This is a genomic window from Caproicibacter fermentans (assembly GCF_014303955.1).
GTDB classification, from domain to species: Bacteria; Bacillota; Clostridia; order Oscillospirales; family Acutalibacteraceae; genus Caproicibacter; species Caproicibacter fermentans.
This window is the reverse complement of record NZ_CP060286.1, coordinates 1,988,011-2,005,226: the sequence shown is the minus strand read 5'-3', so window position 1 is coordinate 2,005,226 and position 17,216 is coordinate 1,988,011. Positions and strand designations below refer to the sequence as shown.

Sequence of the window (17,216 nt, the reverse complement as noted above, 5' to 3'; positions counted from 1 at the left end):
GATATGAATAAAAGAGCACATGCTTCCATGTGACTGTCACATGGAAAAATGTGCTTGTGAATAACTTTTATTTATTATAAACAGATTTAGTTAAGGACCTTTGATTGCCGGGATCTCAATTCCTTCTTCCGAAAGCTTTCGATAATGTGTCGGCGAAATTCCGGTGTGCTTTTTAAAGCTTTTGGAAAAAGTAAACGGGTCAATATAGCCAACCGAATTCGCTACATACTCAATTGAAAGCTCCGTATTCTTTAGTAAATTTTTCGTCATTTTCACACGATAGCTCAACAGATATTCCTGCGGACTGTGACCAGTCGCTTCTTTAAAAATGCGAGTTAAATAGCTGCGTTCCAACCCACACAGATTAACCAGATCCTGTACGTGAATCGGTTCGTTGTATTTAACCGAAATAAAATCAATAATTGCCTTAATATAGCTAAGCCGGGCATCCTTCGTTTTCATCTCAGGCCTGTTGGTGGAATTTGCGATTAACTGCTGGAAAAATCGGTAAAGCGTACCGATACAATACAATTCATCTTCGCTGTGATTCAATATTTCTTCCATATACATCCGCAGTGCGGTGCTGTCAGATAAACGCAGCAAGGGCTGTGTACGCGTAACACCGGCCGCCCTTAAGTATTCAACTGCCTTGGCTCCATCAAAATGCAGCCAGATATAGTTCCACGGATTTTGCTCATCTGCCTGATAAAAGGTTGTGATATTAGGGGATAAAACAAAGACTTCGTCTTGCTGAATCGGGAAAATCTGTTTATTCAGGTTTAATATCCCTTTTCCGTTATAGACATAATGCAGAATATAATGTTCCCGTACAACAGGACCGTACGAGTAGGATGGGGGGCATTTTTGCGTACCAACTTCGTAAAGATTCAAATCGTTGTATGTATTATAATTTAAAAAATGACAAACATCGTAATGTTTATTATCCAATGTTTTTCCCCCTGACATTACCAAGCGCTTATTTTTTAATTATAACATCCTTTCATAGCGAAAGCCATTTGAATGAAATGCCTATCCGTAAAATATAAGCCGCAAACACCCACGGCTAATTTTCTGCATTTTCGCATTATCGTCAGTAGGACTACTTGCAGAAAATTGTCTCATCGGTCTTTGCGGCTCTTGCTGTACTGATCGGCAATACTTTTTAGGCTGACATCAATGTATGATTAAGGCGGCGGCCGGTGTTACCAACATATGCCTATTTGAACCGCGGAGTCATACGGGAAGCCTGACCTTCAGCTCATCCCGCACTTCGCCCCACCAAAGAAAGACCTTTTTAAGCGTTCTTTTCAATCGTATCCTGGACTGCCTGGATCGCGGCGGCCTCATCGGGACCTTCCGCCGTTACGGAAACCGTGTCTCCTTGCTTTATGTTCATTCCCATCAGCGCGAACAGTTTGCTCAGGGGCGCCTTATTGGAGCCGCATTCAATGGTGACCACGGATTGGAATCCCTTGGCACATTTAACTAAAAGACCCGCCGGACGGGCGTGAATGCCATTTTCGTCTTTTATGGTATAGCGGAACTGCTCCATATTTAATTTCTCCTGTTCTATCTGATGCAATAACTGCTTTTTTCCATGGTTGGCAAATTCATGGGTTTTCTTCGGAAACGGTAAGGTCCTTTGTAATTTCTGCGGTAAGCAGATCACAGAAAACAAAGCTGGAAGTGGTGTTCTCAATAGAGTACGGATAATGCTGTGTATTCCAGGTCGGCAGGCATACGACTTCATCCACCATTTTATAGAGGGGATGCTTTAACGACTGCGTCACAAGAAGAGTCTGCGGGCGGCGGGAGGGAGAAACGTCAGATGCCATCGTCAAAAAATCCTTGTGAGTGGGATTTTGAGCGGAAAAGAGAACAACAAAATCGCCGCTGCGCATAATGTGAAGAGTTTCCACCTCAAGCCCGGGTTCAATATAGAAACACGGACGGCAGAGCTGAACCAGCTGGATAGCCAGCAAGCGCGCGGGAATGCCGCTTCGTCCGGTCCCGGCGATATAAATGCGGTCTGCCTGAATAATTTTTGCTGAAAAAGAATGCAGTAGGCTGTCGGGAAGCATCTCGCGCGTAGCACGCACCAAATCGCACATATACTCAACCCTTCCCCAATCCGCCTGTTCCTGCGGAGCGGAAAAAGCGTGGGATGACATGGAAAGCGCAAGAGCCATACGAAAATCACCGAAGCTGTTAAATCCGATTTTCTGGCAAAAACGGCTGATGGCGCTTTGTGCCACTCCGTAGCGGGCCGCAATCGCCACAGTAGTGTTCTGCGCAATTACATCCGGCTCAGATGTAAATATTTCGTAGATTTCTTTTTCACGGGGAGTGAAATCTTTCTTGCAGCGTTCCATTTGCTGAAAAATGTCCATATGTTTCACCTCTTTGGATGGATAATCCATCCAAATTGCAAAGCCGTATTTGGTTTTTATAATTTGGAATCAAAGTGGCTTTACAAATGAATTATACTATAAAATACGAAAATTTACAAGTAAAATAAAATAATTAAGGGAAAATACACAAAGTACGATTGAAAATCTTATTGAATATTTCATCCAAAATATATTGAATGCATCATCTATCCATGATACTATAAAAGCACAGTTTGGAAAAGTTAATAATTTCCATGAAATTTGTTTATAAAAATTAGGGATGAGGCGAAAGCGTTGATTGTTTTCAAACAGGAACAGGTTACCCCGGCCATTCGCCGGATCCGGGGTGCCGGAGATGTGTGCATGCATTTGGTGGAGGGCCGCCGCCGTGCCGCGCTGATCGATACCGGCTATGGTCTGGGCGATTTAAAAGGTTATATTGAGAGCCTGACGGACAAACCATATGATGTCCTGATTACTCACGGACATGTGGACCATGCAGGCGGTGTTGGCCAATTTGAAAAGGTATATATGAATCATGCGGATATTCCGCTGTATCAAAGACACTGTCAGATGGAAACACGCAGGAAATCCCTGAAAAAGATTCTCTCAGGATTTTGTAAAGCCCCTGTCGGATGACGATTATATCCCGTTTCGGGAATCCGGCCTTTTACCTCTGGAACATGGCCAGACGTTTGATCTGGGAGGAATCACCCTGGAGGCAATCCACGTTCCCGGGCATACGCAGGGAATTATGGTAATCCTGATCAGGGAAGAGCGCGTCATTATGTTCGGCGATGCCTGTGGGATTGGGGTGCTGCTGTTTACCCCGGAGTCGTCAGGCGTGGCGGAGTACCATCAAAGCCTTTTAGAATTGCAGCGCTATGAACCGCAGTATGACCGGGTACTGAGAGAACACGGAACCTGTGAATCGACCTGCCGTGTGCTGGAAGACTGCATCGAAGCCTGCGAACGGGTCATGAATGGAACGGATGATGCGGTTCCTTCGGAATTTATGGGAAAAACTTATCTGCGTGCCTTTGCCTGTGACCCGAAAAGCGGAATGCGCCTGGATGGGAAAGAAGGAAATATCATTTACTCCCCGGATAAAATATTCTGATCGGCCGGTTTCTGCCGTGTGATGAAGAGAAAGATTGAGGTTTTATTATGAGCAATGGAATTATTCATGTTCGTGTGGATGATCGCATGCTTCACGGAATTGTGGCAACGGACTGGATCCCGAAATCAGGGGCAACCCGGGCAATGGTAATTGACCCGGCGGCATCGACGAACGACATTGTGCGGTCCTCCTTAAAAATGGCGTGCCCCACGGGTATTGCCCTTTCGGTATTGGATCCGAGGAAGGCGGCGGACAACATACTCAGCGGAAAATACAGCGCACAGCGTGTGTTTGTTATTTGCCGATACATCCAATGGGCTTATTCGCTGTTTAAGGCGGGAGTACCGATGGAGCAGATTAACCTGGGAAATGTGACACAGAACAAGGGAGACGTCACCGTGCTGGATAAGACGGTGCGCGTATCTCCCGAAGAAAAGGAGATGTTGCGCAAAATGCGGGACACGGGGATCAAAATCACCGTGCGCCTCCGCCCTGACAATGCGGAAATAGATGTCAGCCGTCAACTGGATTGACGGGCTTCAAAATCGAAAGGGGAGGAAAGTATGTTTAATCCACTGCAAATCGTTGTTATAACATTACTGGTCGCGGTTTTAACATGGCAAAAATACAACCTTCAGATGTTTATGTATGCGGTGGTCGTATTTGTGGGGCTTATTTCCGGCCTTGTCATGGGCGACGTTCAGACTGGCCTTTTGATCGGCGGGGAAATGTGCCTGATGAGTCTGGGAATCGGAGGCTACGGCGGATCATCTGTGCCCGATTATATGCTGGGTGCGATTGCCGGCACTGTCTTCGCGATCGGTATGGGACAGCACGGCTCCGCGGCTCTGACAACCGCTCTGGCGATCGGTGTCCCGGTTGCCGCGCTGGGCGTACAGCTGGATGTCGTGGGCAAAATGACCGGCTCATTTTTTATTCATAAGGCAATGGCCTGCTCGGATAATCAGGACTGGAAGGGGATGGGCAAATGGGTCTGGCTGTCGCAGATCCCTTTTTGCCTCCTGTGCGCACTGCCGGTCCTGCTGCTGATGACGGTTGGTTCAACCTATGTGAAAGGAGCCGTTACGAATTTCCCCGCATGGCTTTCTCACGGACTGAGTGTCGCGAGCGGTATGCTGCCGGCGCTGGGCTTTGCGATTCTGCTGAAATATCTGCCGGTTAAGAAATACGGATACTTCATGCTGTTTGGTTTTGTCCTCGCAGCCTATCTGAAACTCGGCATTCTGGCCATCGCGCTGCTGGGCGGCGTGTTCTGCGCTTTCATATTCCAGACGATGGAAGAAAATTCAAAGCGGGCTGCGGCAGTCGCTACTTCCGGAGGTGACAACGAAGATGAGTGAGACAACTTCTGTACTTACCAAAAAAGACCTGACACGGACTCTCTCCCGTTACGTAATGGCCCGCCAGATCTGTTTTAACTACGAAACCATGCAGTCCGGCGGCTGGGTATGGTCCATTCATCCGGCAATGAAGAAAATTTACGGCGATGATAAGGTCCTGAGTGAAAAATACAAATCATACTTCAAGTTCTTCAATACGAACCCGTGGTTCGGCAACCTGATTCTTATGGCATGTCTGGCGGTTGAATCTACAAAGGACGAACATGCCACGGAAACCGCTGTAGATATCCGCACGGGCCTGATGGGGCCTCTCGCCGGCTTGGGAGACGCGATTGTGTGGGTTTTGCTGCCAACCGTCATGGGCGCCATCGCAGGATATCAGGCCATGCAGGGAAGCGCGTTCGGCTGGGTTCTGGCTGAAGCGGTGGGCCTCGGGATGTGGTTTCTGTTCTGGAAGATGTCTTACGTGGTTTATAATCACGGGATTACTTTTATCACGTCCAAAAGCAGTTCTTTAAAGAATCTTACCGATGTCTGTTCCATCCTCGGACTGATCGTAATCGGCGCGATGGTGGCCTCCACCGTCAATGTCAATTTCACGCTTTCCTGGACAGTGGGCAAACTGACGCAAAAGCTCGGCGACCTTCTGAATACGATTATTCCGTGCTTTGGAAATGTCCTGTTCACTGTGCTGATTTATTGGGGACTTGGACGCAAGAAGATGACTTCCGGAAAAATGGTTTGGATTGTTCTGGCGGTTTCCATCCTTCTGGGCGCGTTCGGCATTTGCTCTTAATCTCCGCTATTTTGTGAAAAGATGTGGAAAGGCCGCCGTAAGTGATGATACGACGGCCTTTTTTAGAAATAGGGGTGTTCATCATGAAAGTCAGTACCTGTCGGACGAAAATCACTCCACAGGGAGCATTTTTTCCGTGTTATCTGATGGGCCATGCGATCCGTACGGAAAAGGCGGCCGGAATTCTGCATGATTTGTGGGCAACCGCGCTTGTCCTGAATGTGGACGGTGTACAACTGGTTTGGGTGACGGTCGAACTGATCGGCCTCCCAAGGGAGCTTACCGACCGGCTCTGCTGCCGAATATCGAAAAAATATGGAGTCCCGGCGGATGCGGTCAATCTTTCCTATGTTCACACGCATTCTGCTCCGGAATATGACGACCCTGAATTCAAGGGGTTCGGGGAGGGCGCTGTCCCCGGCTATACGGATTGGGTGGAACGGCAGATCCTTGCCGCGGTCGACGGCTGTTTTTCGGCTGGATTCATTGAAACGGAGCTGATTATGAAAAAGCTGGAGATAAGCGGATGCTACGGCAACCGGAATGGCAGGGAAAAACCATGCGACAAGTCTTTTGTCACGCTTGAGTTCCGCGCCGCGGACCGCGTCGTGGCAGGCGCTTGCAGCTTTGCCTGCCACTCGACGGTGCTTGGTCCGCAGAATCTTCTGGTCAGCAGTGATCTGGCCGGACATCTCGCGCGTCACTTGCAGGAAAAATGGGGCGTGTATCCAATCGTGATGATTGGTGCCGCCGGTGATATGAGCAACCGCCTGTATCGTCAGGGCAACGATGCAGCCGAGTTGGAACGCGTGGGCGGCGAGATTTTGGAGCAGGTTTTTTCCGAGGATGTGAAAGAACAGAAGCTGACGCTGAGCCGTCCCAAAATCAGAACATTTCGGTATGAGGAAACCTTTTGCCCGGACCATGCAAAAAAGCAGCTGCAATATGATACAATAAAGGAGAAAATAGCAAACGCACGGACCTTTGATGAGAAAAAAGTGTATACGTCCGCTCTGCGAATGGCGGAAATCAATCTGAACAAAAACCGTGCCTTTCCTTTTGACCTTGAGGGCCGCTATCTCGATTTGGGCGACCTGCGCCTGTTCATTATTCCGGCGGAACTGTTTTCGCGCTTCGGTATCCGAATCAAAGAAGCGATGGGCGGAAAATGTCCGATCTGCTGGTGCTACAGCAATTACAGCGTCGGCTACCTTGGTAATATCTCGGATTACGGAGACAACTTTGAGACTTCGGCCTCCGATATTCCACCGGGAACAACGGAAAAGGTTGTGGAGAAAATCATCGGATTTGTTCAATGCTGCAATCAGGAGGAGGGAACAGCGCCGTGAAGATCCTTTTAGTCAGTCACGGAAAATTCGCCGAAGGACTCTGCAATACGATGCACCGTTTCTTTGGCGCGGACAATATCTTCTGTGCCGCCGTAACAGAGAAGGACGGCAGTGCGAAACTGCGCGAGACCGTAGAAAATTACCTTGCGCAGTGGGAAGGGGAACAGGTGATCATCTGTTCGGATATGATGGGAGGCAGCGCCAATCAGACGGTCTATCCGTTCCTGAGCCGTCCGAACACGTTTCTGGTAGCGGGTATGAATCTGCCGCTTGTCATGCAACTTCATCTGGAAGACGGGGATATCACCGCGGATGCGCTGCGGGAAATGATTAAAGACGCGAAAACGGAAATTGTTTTGGTAAACGATATGGATTTCACCCAAAAGGGTGAAGACGACGAATAAAATGGAACCGGAACAGGCTGTGAAACAGATCCGTCTAATTGCGCTGGACCTGGACGGAAGCAGTATGAATTCAAAAGGCGTTGTCTCAGGGCGCACCCGGAGGGCGATTGGCCAACTGGTCCGGAGGGGATATGAGGTCGTGCCGGCTACCGGCCGCGGCTTTTACCATCTGCGGGAAAATGTCATCGGCGTAAACGGGATCCGCTATGTGATTTCGGCTAATGGGGCAGTAATAACGGACGGAGCCACGGGCCGACGGCTTGAAGTAAGCCTGATTCCCTGTCGGATCGCGGCTTCTCTTGCGGAGGAGCTTCTGCGCCGGGGCACATGTGTCTATCTTCACCGGAACGACGCGTGCAGTACGCATGTGATGGCCTGCCGCGACCGCGGCGAATATGACGCTTGGTTTGCCCGCCCGGAATGGCCGAGCTCGACTGAAATTCTGACAGAACGTCTGGGAGAATTTATTCTGCGCGACGGTCGGGACGTAATCAAACTGGGAATTTATTTTCATGGGTTCGACGGATTTACGGTTTTTGAGAGCCTGACGGGTGCAAACTATCCGGAGATTCATTCCTTTCGCGTAGGCGACTGCGCGATGGAATTCACATCTTCGAAGGCCAGCAAGGCGGATGCCCTGCGCAGCCTGTGTGGTTATCTGCGCATTCCGCTTAAACAGGTATGCGCCGTCGGCGACAATGGAAACGACGTTGAAATGCTGCGCATCGCCGGGCTCGGCATCGCCGTAGGAAATGCGATCGAAGAGGCAAAGCAGGCTGCGGACGCGGTGATCAAAAGCAACGATGAAGAAGGCGTAGCAGAGTTTTTGGAAACGCATTTTCTGGTATGAGAGAGGGGAGCTTACTGTGCGCGGGGATGTGGAGAAGCTGTTAAAGCAGGATGGCGTGCACCTGTGGCAGGCCGACCGGAATCGGATGGAAGCCCTTTGCGGGATGTTGGCTGAAAACGAATCCGTCAAGCTCGTTTTAGTGGGGCAACTGAATGTTTATTACGGTGCGGTTCCAGTCCCGGAGCAGATTAACGCGGCTGTGTGCATTACGGATCTGGGAATTCTGATTTACGGCAAAGTCTGGAAAAACGAGATTTCCTTACGGAAACCATGGCGGAAGCTTTCAAGTTTTGATACTTCGGCCGGAAAAATCTCAGGCGTGCATCTTGCGTTGTCCGATGCGGGCCGGAAGTACCTGTTTACGGAAAATTACCGCGGCAGGGTTTCGGAACAGCATAAGGATGAGCTGGAGAAAATAAAGCAAGCCTATTATTACACGGATCAGGAATGAAAGAAGCGGGATGAGAAAAATGAGTTGCTTTAAGGATCGGGTGGACCGGTTTTACATGCGGTTTTTACATCATGGTCAGACGTTATCGTCTCCGCGCTGCCATCCGCATATTCTACTTCAAGCTGGAACAGTATGGCGTGAATAGGCTTCAAGCCTACTGTGGGTGGTTGTGTGTTGATGCCGCAGTACCATCCATCACCGACATACATGCCAATCGCATTCGCACCCTGCCGGAGCATTGCTGTCACATCATAGGTCTGATAGCATAAGTATTTTTCATAAACCGTGTTTTCAGGCGCAAATTCCCGGTCATCCGGGCGCGAACCGTTGATTGTAAGACGGTATATGCCGTGGCAGGTAGCATACAACCGGGCTTTCGATACTTTACCTTTCAGTGAAAAGCCTTTTCGGAACATGGTTGCCGGCGGCTGATTGCCAAAGCCGATTTTTCTTTCCGCACTCGGCAAAGCAGACTCCGCCCATTTTGCCTTCCAATCGGTTTTCACAAGAAGCGCGGTTTCAAATTTAGCAGAAGCGGTTTCTGCATTCCCCTTGTTATCCCATACCTTAACAGTCCATTCATAGCGGCTGCGGCTGACCAACGGATCGCCCTTATATTCTATAAACGATGATGCCTCGCTCTGAATCTTTCCTGTATCCCAAACAGCAGTCCCGTCTTCATGCTTAAGAACAATCTGATATGCTGTCTGCATGACATTTTTCTTCGAGCTCTCCATCATCCACGAAAAATAGGGGTTTAAACCTATTCCGAGCGGGTTTGTCATGTGCAGTGTTTTTAAGTTTTTAACTTTCATATTTTCCTCCTGCAATATAGTTATGGTTAAAGGCACGTCAGCCAGCCGTGTCTTTTTCCATCTCAAAACTGAACTGTTAGAATAGGAGAGTAATGGTCTGACACTGTTTCCCAAGGGCTAACACGCCCGTACTGGAGTCCGTCAGCCGCCTCTCTCATTCAAAATTTTTGATTTACGCAGATTGTCACGTCGAGATATCGGTGCGTTCGTGAGATTGGCGATGTGCGCCGTTTCCCACATCGTAGTTCGCTGGTTGACTTTGCGGAAGTCGAACCGGCTGTGAACCAGTCCAGTAAGCAGGAGGTCAAAAGCATTCCAACAACAAAGCGTTACTCACCGCATCTGCGCAAAACACTAATTCAGATTCGTTTGCACCTACCTGAAGAAGTCTTTGGCAGACAAGCCGGCGTACCGGTTTCTGTCAGAATGCAAACCCTACTTTGTCTACATGACCGCCGCCCAAAACAAGTTCCTATGCATCTACTATGCGCGGGTATGTCTATGATTTCCGCTAACCTCGTATCGCCAGATTATTTAGCTGCTGTAGACTCTCTTTCGCTGTCGACAGCTTCGTTTTCAATACCCTCGTTCGTAGAATTACTCTTGCGGAAAGCTGCCCAGGCGATTAAGCCACCCACAAAGCACACGGCAGCCATAGCAACGAACAAAAGACGCGGATTAGCTGCAATTATAAACGGAACGACAACTGCAAAACCGGCGGCGGTAAACCGTCCAACAGCAATAATTGTACCTTGCGCCGTAGCACGATACATTGTTGGGAACGAGGTCTGGCACCAGAATTTCATGATTGCTTCGCCGGCGAAGCAGAAAGAAATTCCCGAAAATACCAGTGTAAAAATATAACTATTTAATGTGACGCCTAATATTGCGGGAAGTAAAAATCCAACCAAATATCCAATGGTACCAAGTAAAAAATAGAAGATACGCCGTTTAGTGCGCACAGTCTTCATGAAGAGGAGAGAACCAATCAACAGGAGTGGGATTTGTATTAGCCCTGTCGACGAGGCTTTCGAAACATCTACTTTTGCCACATTGACAAGAAGATAAGTTCCGTACTGCCCCAAAACATTAAAAGCGGCGTTGCATAGACCATAAAAAAGGATCAAAGAAACAAAAGGAACAGCGTAGGGGGCGCGGAAAAGATGGCCGACTGATACTTTTTCCTCTTTCTTTGTTTGCACTCCCGCTTTTCTCGCTGCGTTTGTCGCCTTCCATATTGCAGATTCCGGAATTGAGATGCGCCCTAACAGAACTAATACTGAAACAACGGCAATTTGTCCAAGAATAATTTGAGCACCTGTTTTTCCGAGATTACCCACAGTCATCCCTATTACCATTGCAGCAACCATACCTAAAGTCCATAATATTTGGCTTAGGCCCAAAAGAGTGCCACGCTGCTTTTCATCGGTTGATGTTTCAGCAATAGTAGCGAGTGAGACAGGCAAATCGGCGCCTGTTGAAAGTCCTACCAAAGCAGAACACACGAGCATTAAGCTAAATGAGGAAGTTAAGATCATACCGATGGCACCAATCAATATGCCAATCATTGTAAAAAGGAAGACTGTTCTTCGCCCGAAACGGTCGCCAAGATAACCTCCACACAGCGCGCCAATTGCGATACAAAATGTGAGCATGCCAGAAAGGATACCGATCTGCCCTGCACTAAGGTGATAAATTGCCTGGTAAATGACGGCAATTAAGCCCCAACTAACGATTGATGCTGCGTCGATATAAGATGCCATGCCGCATACAATTGCAGTCCATATTGGATTTGGTCTGTGTTGTTGAATTGATTCGCTCATTTTTCTCTCTCCTTGTAAATTATGATCGATATTCTTATAACTGGTATAAATATTCCGGCTCATATTTGCATAGATTCTCTCCTCCTGGGCCGATTGCTCGCACGGTTCATTCTACCTGAGCGCCGTTTACTATTATGGCTTTTGTCTAAATTGAAGAACAGTTGTGCACGAACTGCTTTCTATTGTATTACATTTTAATAATATCGTATCTTTAAGCTAAAAAATAGGCCGCCGTATACAAATACAGCGCCCTTATTTGCAGCAAAGACTGTAACTGGCATTTTTCTCAAAACCAACGCCTGAAAATTAAAGGTTTTGACTTACAAATAGACGATTATATGGTAGTGTCAATAGAAGTTTGCAGTTTCACTCCGAAAAAATGAATCATGCAGCGGTCGAAAAAGCGTTGCGAATGGCTACGGCGCTAAAATACGCCCTTGCATCAGATCAGTCTTCAGCGTATTCCATCAGGTATGCGGCAACGAGTCGGAAGGCAGCTTCTCAATTGCGATTACACGGTTTATTCCATTCCAGATACATGGGACTTATAAGTTATATAAAATAATAATTGCTCTGTAAAGCTGAAGACTATAGTCATATTGCACAAGCAAACATCACATTTTACATTCTATTACTTTTCTCCTGATGCTATACTGCATATAGAAAAACAAGAAGGGATGAGAATGGAATGAAAAGGTCGTTCAAGATCACAAGCGCGGTACTCGCGGTATGCTGCTTGGCTCCGCTGTTTTCAGGATGCGCGTCAAACAGTGCCCAAAACTCAAGTTCAAAGGCTCCAAACCAGAAAGTAACATTGACAATCTATACGCAGTATTCGGCGGACGATGAGAAGCAGCCGTATGATTATGCTGTGGCTGAAATGAAAAAGGAAATGCCGAATGTTGACCTTAAGCTGGAAATTATGGCTCAGGACGATAATCAGAAGCTCAAAACATATGCGGCGACAAATAATCTCCCGGATATTTTTAACGCGACAACCGATATTATTGAATCGTTCAAAAAATCCAACAATATCCTCAAGCTTGATTCCTATGTGAAAAAATTTGGTATTAGCGACAAACTGCTCCCATCGGCACAATCGCTGCTAAAGGATAGTTCCGAGCACACGTATGCCGTCCCTGACGCGGGTCAGTTTGCGGCGCTGATTTACTATAACAAAGAGGTTTTAAAAAAATGCGGGGTTGAAGTTCCCACAGATTATGAAGGGTTCCTAAGCGCCGTCAAAAAAATTAAGGCCAAGGGCTTTGTCCCCCTCGCGCTGTTCGGAAAAGAAAAATGGCCGGGCGTGCAGCTCTTTGATATGCTTGCTTCAAGGGAAAATCCGAACGGGATTAAAGACCTTAACGACGGCAAAGCAAAGGCTTCGGATAAGGCCTATGTCGATGCCGCTAACAAAATGACTGAACTGATTCATAACGGGCTGCTCCCAGCCGATGTGTTTAATGTCAGCTCGGATGATGCCGAGGCCATGTTCAAGTCAGGCAAAGCCGCGATGTATATCAGCGGTGCGTGGGCACTTTCCGATTTAGGATCTTCCATGGGCGACAAAGTGGGCTATATGTACTGCCCGTTGGCTTCCAAAGAGAATGCGGACACCGTGCAGTGGAATTTGAGCGGAGGCGGTTATAATTCCGGCCTCGGTGTCAATCCCCGTTCGAAAAATGTGGATATCGCGGCGGAGTATTGCTGTAAATTCGCATTGGCGTTTGCAAAGGGAAGAGTTATAAAGCGCGGGGATCCGAATCCCATCCTGAAGGAGACGGTAAATCCGGAAAAACCGTATACGGCGATTCAAAAACAATATGTCGAGGATTCCTCAAAATTTAAAACCATGACATGCTTTGACTGGGGTCTTACGAATTCAACGTTTAAAGCAGGCATTGAAGACGAGACAAGCAAGCTTCTTACGGGTAAGTATCCGGTAAGTCAGTTTACTCAAAGTGTGCAAGGTTCAATAAATCAATAATTATTGCTGCTTTTTAGATGAGAGACGGCTTCCTGAACATGGAACGGGCAGATGAAACAGGCAAAATTGCGGTTCGTTTGCTCATTGAAAAAAGTCAGGAAGCCCGTTTCTTTTGAGAAAACGGTATTAATTAGATCGATACGCGCCGAGGAGCGCGGATTCGAACCCCGGCGCCTGCGGCGGGGTAGTTCATTAAAAGGGTGAATTCAAATGCGAAAAACCTTGCTTGACAGGGTCAATCTGCTGGTCTTTATTTTGCCGACTCTGTGCCTGTTTACCGCCGTGGTTTTTATACCCATCATGAGCACGGTGTACCATAGCTTTTTTAATTGGGACGGGCTGTCGGCTCCCATTTTCAACGGTCTTCACAATTATTTTAAGTTGTTCGCGGATCCTCTGTTTTACACTTCTATGCAAAACGTCGTCCTTTACACCGTCGTGCTCGTAGTGTATCAGGTGTGTTTCAGCTCGCTGTTCGCAGTGCTGCTGTCACTAAAATGGGTTAAGGGTAGAACCTTTATGCGAACGACGCTTTTTTTCCCCGTGGTTCTTTCCGTTACGGTTGTCTGTCAGCTTTGGAGTTCGGTGTTCAACGGCCAGTACGGTTTGCTGAATCAGATTTTTGAGCTTTTCGGCATGTCCTTCCGACAGGCTTGGCTGAGCGACAGCACAACCGCCATTTACATTATTGCTTTTGTCGATTCATGGCAGTACATGGGCTATTATCTTGTCATAATTTATACCGCGATGCAGTCTATTCCGAAACATCTTTATGAGGCAGCGCAAATGGACGGGGCGAACACCTCCAAGCAGTATTTTAAAATTACGTTCCCGCTTCTCAAGGATACATACAAGCTGTGCTTTACTCTGACTGTTACGGGCGGCCTGAAGGCGTTTCAGAATATGTATATTATGACGGGAGGCGGCCCCGGCACGTCAACTTATACGCTTACCTATATGATGTACCGTTCCGCCTTCAGGATTAACCAGTTCGGCTATGCCTGTACCTCCGCTACGGTTCTTGTCATTGAGTGCCTGATCATTACCGTCATTATCAATAAGCTCATGAAAAGCGAAACGCTTTACTGAGGGAGGGACAGATATGAAAAGAATCGGCACAAAGATCGTAAGACTTTTTACGCATATCTTTCTAATCGGCTATACGGCTGTTTCCTTGTATCCCATCCTATGGATGGCGTTTTATTCCTTTAAAGATAACAATGAGATATTTCTCAAAAATCCTTTCGGAATTCCTACCGTCTTCCGAATAGAAAATTATGTTCATGCGTGGAGACAATATAATATTCCCATGTATTTTCTCAACAGTGTGGCGGTTGCGGCGGCGACGATTGGCTTGACGATTTTATTGTCCCTGATGTTCTCATACGCGACTGCGCGCATGAAATGGAAATTGTCAACCGCGTCAAGAATTTATGTTATGGCAGGCATGTATATACCGGTGCAGATTATTCTTGTCCCGCTTGTCATTATCGTCAGGAACTTTAACCTGTCGAATTCGCTTCTTTCGCTGATCATCCCTTACACCGCTTTCGAACTTGGCTTTTCAACAATTGTGTTTTACGGATATATGAAGCAGATTCCATATGAGCTTGAGGAAGCGGCTACCATTGACGGCGCCAATATATACACTACATTTTTCAGAATTATACTGCCTCTTGTTAAGCCCGCGATTGCCACAATGATTATTTTTGTTTTTCTGTATTCGTGGAACGAGTTCACAATGGCGCTGGTTCTTATCAGCAACGACGTTTTAAAGACCCTTCCGCTTGGCCTTGTTACATTTCAGGGTCAGTTTCAAACGGATTGGGGCGGCATGGGTGCGGCCATGGTGATTGCCAGCGTTCCCACCATCATTATCTATTTGCTTTTCAACAGACAGCTTGAAAGCGCGCTGACCGTCGGCGCGGCGGTTAAGGGTTAAAGCTGAATTGACGCCGTATTGATTGAAGCGGCGAAATGATGTGAAGTAGAAGTTATCAATATAAGGCTGATTTTACGGTAGGGGATATTGGTTTGCAATGATCTGTTTTTTTCGCTTGATTGCATTGGGCTTCAAAAACTGGTTCAAGAATCTTAACATACGTAATAGAATTAACATGGTGTATGTACTGCTTATCACAGCTCAAACAATCCTGCTGACCATTTTTGCAAACATCTACATTTCGAGATCTCTGATTAACAACACCATAAACCAGTTGGACAATGAATCACATCTTGTGTTAAACACGATAGGCAATATCATGGACAATACCGAAAGTTATTCCAATGACTTGACGGTACGGCTTAACAACTATTTCATCAACAATACGGATCAAAAGCGGGAAGAGAGCTGGAGCCCTGACAATGATATGCTTGTAAAAAAGACTTTCCGAAATACCCTTTATGTCTATCACAAGATGTATGGGATTATGTTTATCACCTCGCAGGGCAATAATATTATAACGTCAGATAATCTCCTTTCGGGGGACAATTACGAAAAGATAACCGATAGCTTTCTGAGCCGCAAAGAAAACGACTGCATGTGGCTTGATATGGGCAGCTACAATTTTACGAGCGGCCGTCATACCGTGCTGCCGTATTGCAAGAAAATTGTAAACATCAACACGGGCGACTCTATCGGATATATGGCCGTGATGATAGATGAGGACACTTTTTCGGGCGTTTTTTCAAATATAAACGACGGCGCAGGCTCGGCACAGTATTTCTTTTGTGACAGAAATGGCATTGTTGTTTCATCGGAGGATAAATCGGCCGTATTGAAGCCGGTCGCCGATTCCACGATAAGGAAATGGGTTGTGGACAATAAAAACGGCCATATCATAACCTCTGTAAAAGGAAAAAGAACGCTTATAACAAAAACTACTTTTTCTCCCATGGGATGGCGGCTTATCTGCGAGGCGCCGATGGAGAGCGTTACGGCGGAAAGCCGCAGAATATCTCTGACGGTTATCCTGCTCGGTTTCCTGTTCCTGATCGTTTCAGCTTTGTTCTCAGATGTAATATCTCTTTCAATTACAAAGCCTCTTTACCGGCTTATCCGGGATGTGCAGAACCTGAACCTTGAGAATCTTGACGCAGTTACCAAAGTGGAGCAGGGCGGCGACGTGGGTTTGCTTGCGAAAAGCTTTAACCTCATGAAAAGCCGTATCGTTGAGTTGCTTGACAACAATCGGCGGCATGAGGAAAAACAGAGAAAGTATGAGCTGAACCTGCTCCAGGCGCAGATAAAACCCCATTTCCTATACAATACGCTTCAACTGATTTACGCGATGATTGAAATGGGAGAAGAGGATAAGGCGCGGAAGGCTGTGAAATCATTGGCTGATTTTTACCGCACCGCTTTGAACAACGGCAATGAAATCATAACGATGGGAAAAGAGCTCTCCAATACCGAGGATTATCTCTCCATACAAAAGATCCGGTATTCCGATTCGTTCGAATACAGTCTGGAATGTGACGCAGGACTAAAGAAATACAAAATCCCAAAGCTGACTTTACAGCCGATCGTTGAGAATGCTGTGTCCCATGGTCTGGCAGGCAGAGAAGCAAACGGAGTCATTCGCATAATCGTAAAAAAATACGGAGACAAAATAGACGTTGAGGTTAATGACAACGGAGCCGGAATGTCTCAGGAAAAAATATCCGAGATTATAAACGGCGATTGCGCAAGCCGCAGCGGCTCGTTTGGCCTTAAAAATATAGACGAGCGCATCAAGCTGTATTATGGGTACAGCTACGGACTGAGAATAAGCAGCCGTGAAGGGAAAGGAACCTCCGTGGATATCTATATTCCGGCAATCGAAAACTGGAACGACGAAAACTCATAATCAGGAGACTGAAAAAATCTGT

18 protein-coding genes and 1 pseudogene are annotated in these 17,216 nt (G+C 47.0%); 14 read left to right on the top strand and 5 right to left on the bottom strand.

The features are described 5' to 3' along the window. Positions 1-90 precede the first annotated feature (90 nt). From HCR03_RS09870 to HCR03_RS09860, 3 genes are all read right to left on the bottom strand, one after another. A complete protein-coding gene (locus HCR03_RS09870; protein WP_187034138.1) occupies positions 91-948 on the bottom strand; it encodes an AraC family transcriptional regulator in 858 nt (285 codons plus the stop codon). 346 nt (positions 949-1,294) lie between these two features. Continuing rightward, positions 1,295-1,552: an HPr family phosphocarrier protein gene (locus tag HCR03_RS09865; RefSeq protein WP_187034137.1), complete on the bottom strand. Its 258-nt coding sequence runs from the start codon at positions 1,550-1,552 to the stop codon at positions 1,295-1,297. A gap of 58 nt (positions 1,553-1,610) precedes the next feature. Next, positions 1,611-2,390 carry a MurR/RpiR family transcriptional regulator gene (locus HCR03_RS09860; RefSeq protein WP_187034136.1) on the bottom strand — a complete coding sequence of 260 codons (780 nt, stop codon included), beginning with the start codon at positions 2,388-2,390 and terminating at the stop codon, positions 1,611-1,613. 294 nt (positions 2,391-2,684) lie between these two features. On the opposite strand from HCR03_RS09860, the gene HCR03_RS09855 reads away from it, so the two are divergent. The 9 genes from HCR03_RS09855 to HCR03_RS09815 all read left to right on the top strand — a co-directional run bounded on the left by HCR03_RS09855 (position 2,685) and on the right by HCR03_RS09815 (position 8,721). Beyond that, the gene (locus HCR03_RS09855; RefSeq protein WP_187034135.1) at positions 2,685-3,029 is read left to right on the top strand and encodes an MBL fold metallo-hydrolase; all 345 of its coding nucleotides are present in this window, start codon (positions 2,685-2,687) and stop codon (positions 3,027-3,029) included. Then, positions 3,019-3,510: an MBL fold metallo-hydrolase gene (locus tag HCR03_RS09850; protein ID WP_330601182.1), complete on the top strand. Its 492-nt coding sequence runs from the start codon at positions 3,019-3,021 to the stop codon at positions 3,508-3,510. Before HCR03_RS09855 ends, HCR03_RS09850 begins: the two co-directional genes overlap by 11 nt. Before the next feature lie 47 nt (positions 3,511-3,557). Continuing rightward, positions 3,558-4,043 (top strand): PTS sugar transporter subunit IIB, encoded by a 486-nt coding sequence (locus HCR03_RS09845; protein WP_187034133.1) that lies wholly within the window; start codon positions 3,558-3,560, stop codon positions 4,041-4,043. 30 nt (positions 4,044-4,073) lie between these two features. After that, positions 4,074-4,871, top strand: coding sequence for a PTS mannose/fructose/sorbose/N-acetylgalactosamine transporter subunit IIC (locus HCR03_RS09840; protein WP_187034132.1), 798 nt, complete (start codon positions 4,074-4,076; stop codon positions 4,869-4,871). Continuing rightward, positions 4,864-5,667, top strand: coding sequence for a PTS system mannose/fructose/sorbose family transporter subunit IID (locus HCR03_RS09835; protein ID WP_187034131.1), 804 nt, complete (start codon positions 4,864-4,866; stop codon positions 5,665-5,667). The genes HCR03_RS09840 and HCR03_RS09835 overlap by 8 nt, the downstream gene beginning before the upstream one ends. Before the next feature lie 83 nt (positions 5,668-5,750). Beyond that, positions 5,751-7,016, top strand: a complete 1,266-nt coding sequence (locus tag HCR03_RS09830) for a hypothetical protein (protein WP_187034130.1) — start codon at positions 5,751-5,753, stop codon at positions 7,014-7,016. Next, a complete protein-coding gene (locus HCR03_RS09825; protein ID WP_187034129.1) occupies positions 7,013-7,420 on the top strand; it encodes a PTS sugar transporter subunit IIA in 408 nt (135 codons plus the stop codon). The genes HCR03_RS09830 and HCR03_RS09825 overlap by 4 nt, the downstream gene beginning before the upstream one ends. A gap of 1 nt (position 7,421) precedes the next feature. Next, complete coding sequence (locus HCR03_RS09820; protein ID WP_187034128.1) at positions 7,422-8,270, top strand: HAD hydrolase family protein; 849 nt, start codon at positions 7,422-7,424, stop codon at positions 8,268-8,270. A gap of 16 nt (positions 8,271-8,286) precedes the next feature. Then, a complete protein-coding gene (locus HCR03_RS09815) occupies positions 8,287-8,721 on the top strand; it encodes a hypothetical protein (protein ID WP_187034127.1) in 435 nt (144 codons plus the stop codon). 29 nt (positions 8,722-8,750) lie between these two features. On the opposite strand, the gene HCR03_RS09810 is transcribed toward HCR03_RS09815, so the two are convergent. Next, positions 8,751-9,536: a glycoside hydrolase family 78 protein gene (locus HCR03_RS09810; protein ID WP_187034126.1), complete on the bottom strand. Its 786-nt coding sequence runs from the start codon at positions 9,534-9,536 to the stop codon at positions 8,751-8,753. A gap of 222 nt (positions 9,537-9,758) precedes the next feature. Here HCR03_RS09810 and HCR03_RS09805 point away from each other — a divergent pair. Continuing rightward, a pseudogene (locus HCR03_RS09805) lies at positions 9,759-9,842 on the top strand (hypothetical protein); the annotation flags it as partial. A gap of 224 nt (positions 9,843-10,066) precedes the next feature. Here the strand turns inward: HCR03_RS09805 and HCR03_RS09800 are convergent. Beyond that, positions 10,067-11,359 carry an MFS transporter gene (locus tag HCR03_RS09800; RefSeq protein ID WP_187034125.1) on the bottom strand — a complete coding sequence of 431 codons (1,293 nt, stop codon included), beginning with the start codon at positions 11,357-11,359 and terminating at the stop codon, positions 10,067-10,069. A gap of 688 nt (positions 11,360-12,047) precedes the next feature. On the opposite strand from HCR03_RS09800, the gene HCR03_RS09795 reads away from it, so the two are divergent. The 4 genes from HCR03_RS09795 (at position 12,048) to HCR03_RS09780 (ending at position 17,194) form a co-directional block, all read left to right on the top strand. Continuing rightward, on the top strand, positions 12,048-13,346 hold the full coding sequence (locus HCR03_RS09795) for an ABC transporter substrate-binding protein (protein ID WP_187034124.1): 1,299 nt from the start codon (positions 12,048-12,050) through the stop codon (positions 13,344-13,346). A gap of 210 nt (positions 13,347-13,556) precedes the next feature. Beyond that, the gene (locus HCR03_RS09790) at positions 13,557-14,435 is read left to right on the top strand and encodes a carbohydrate ABC transporter permease (RefSeq protein ID WP_187034123.1); all 879 of its coding nucleotides are present in this window, start codon (positions 13,557-13,559) and stop codon (positions 14,433-14,435) included. Positions 14,436-14,448: 13 nt separating this feature from the next. Next, positions 14,449-15,288 carry a carbohydrate ABC transporter permease gene (locus tag HCR03_RS09785; protein WP_187034122.1) on the top strand — a complete coding sequence of 280 codons (840 nt, stop codon included), beginning with the start codon at positions 14,449-14,451 and terminating at the stop codon, positions 15,286-15,288. Positions 15,289-15,607: 319 nt separating this feature from the next. Then, a complete protein-coding gene (locus tag HCR03_RS09780; RefSeq protein WP_267459174.1) occupies positions 15,608-17,194 on the top strand; it encodes a sensor histidine kinase in 1,587 nt (528 codons plus the stop codon). The last annotated feature ends 22 nt before the right edge of the window (positions 17,195-17,216 follow it).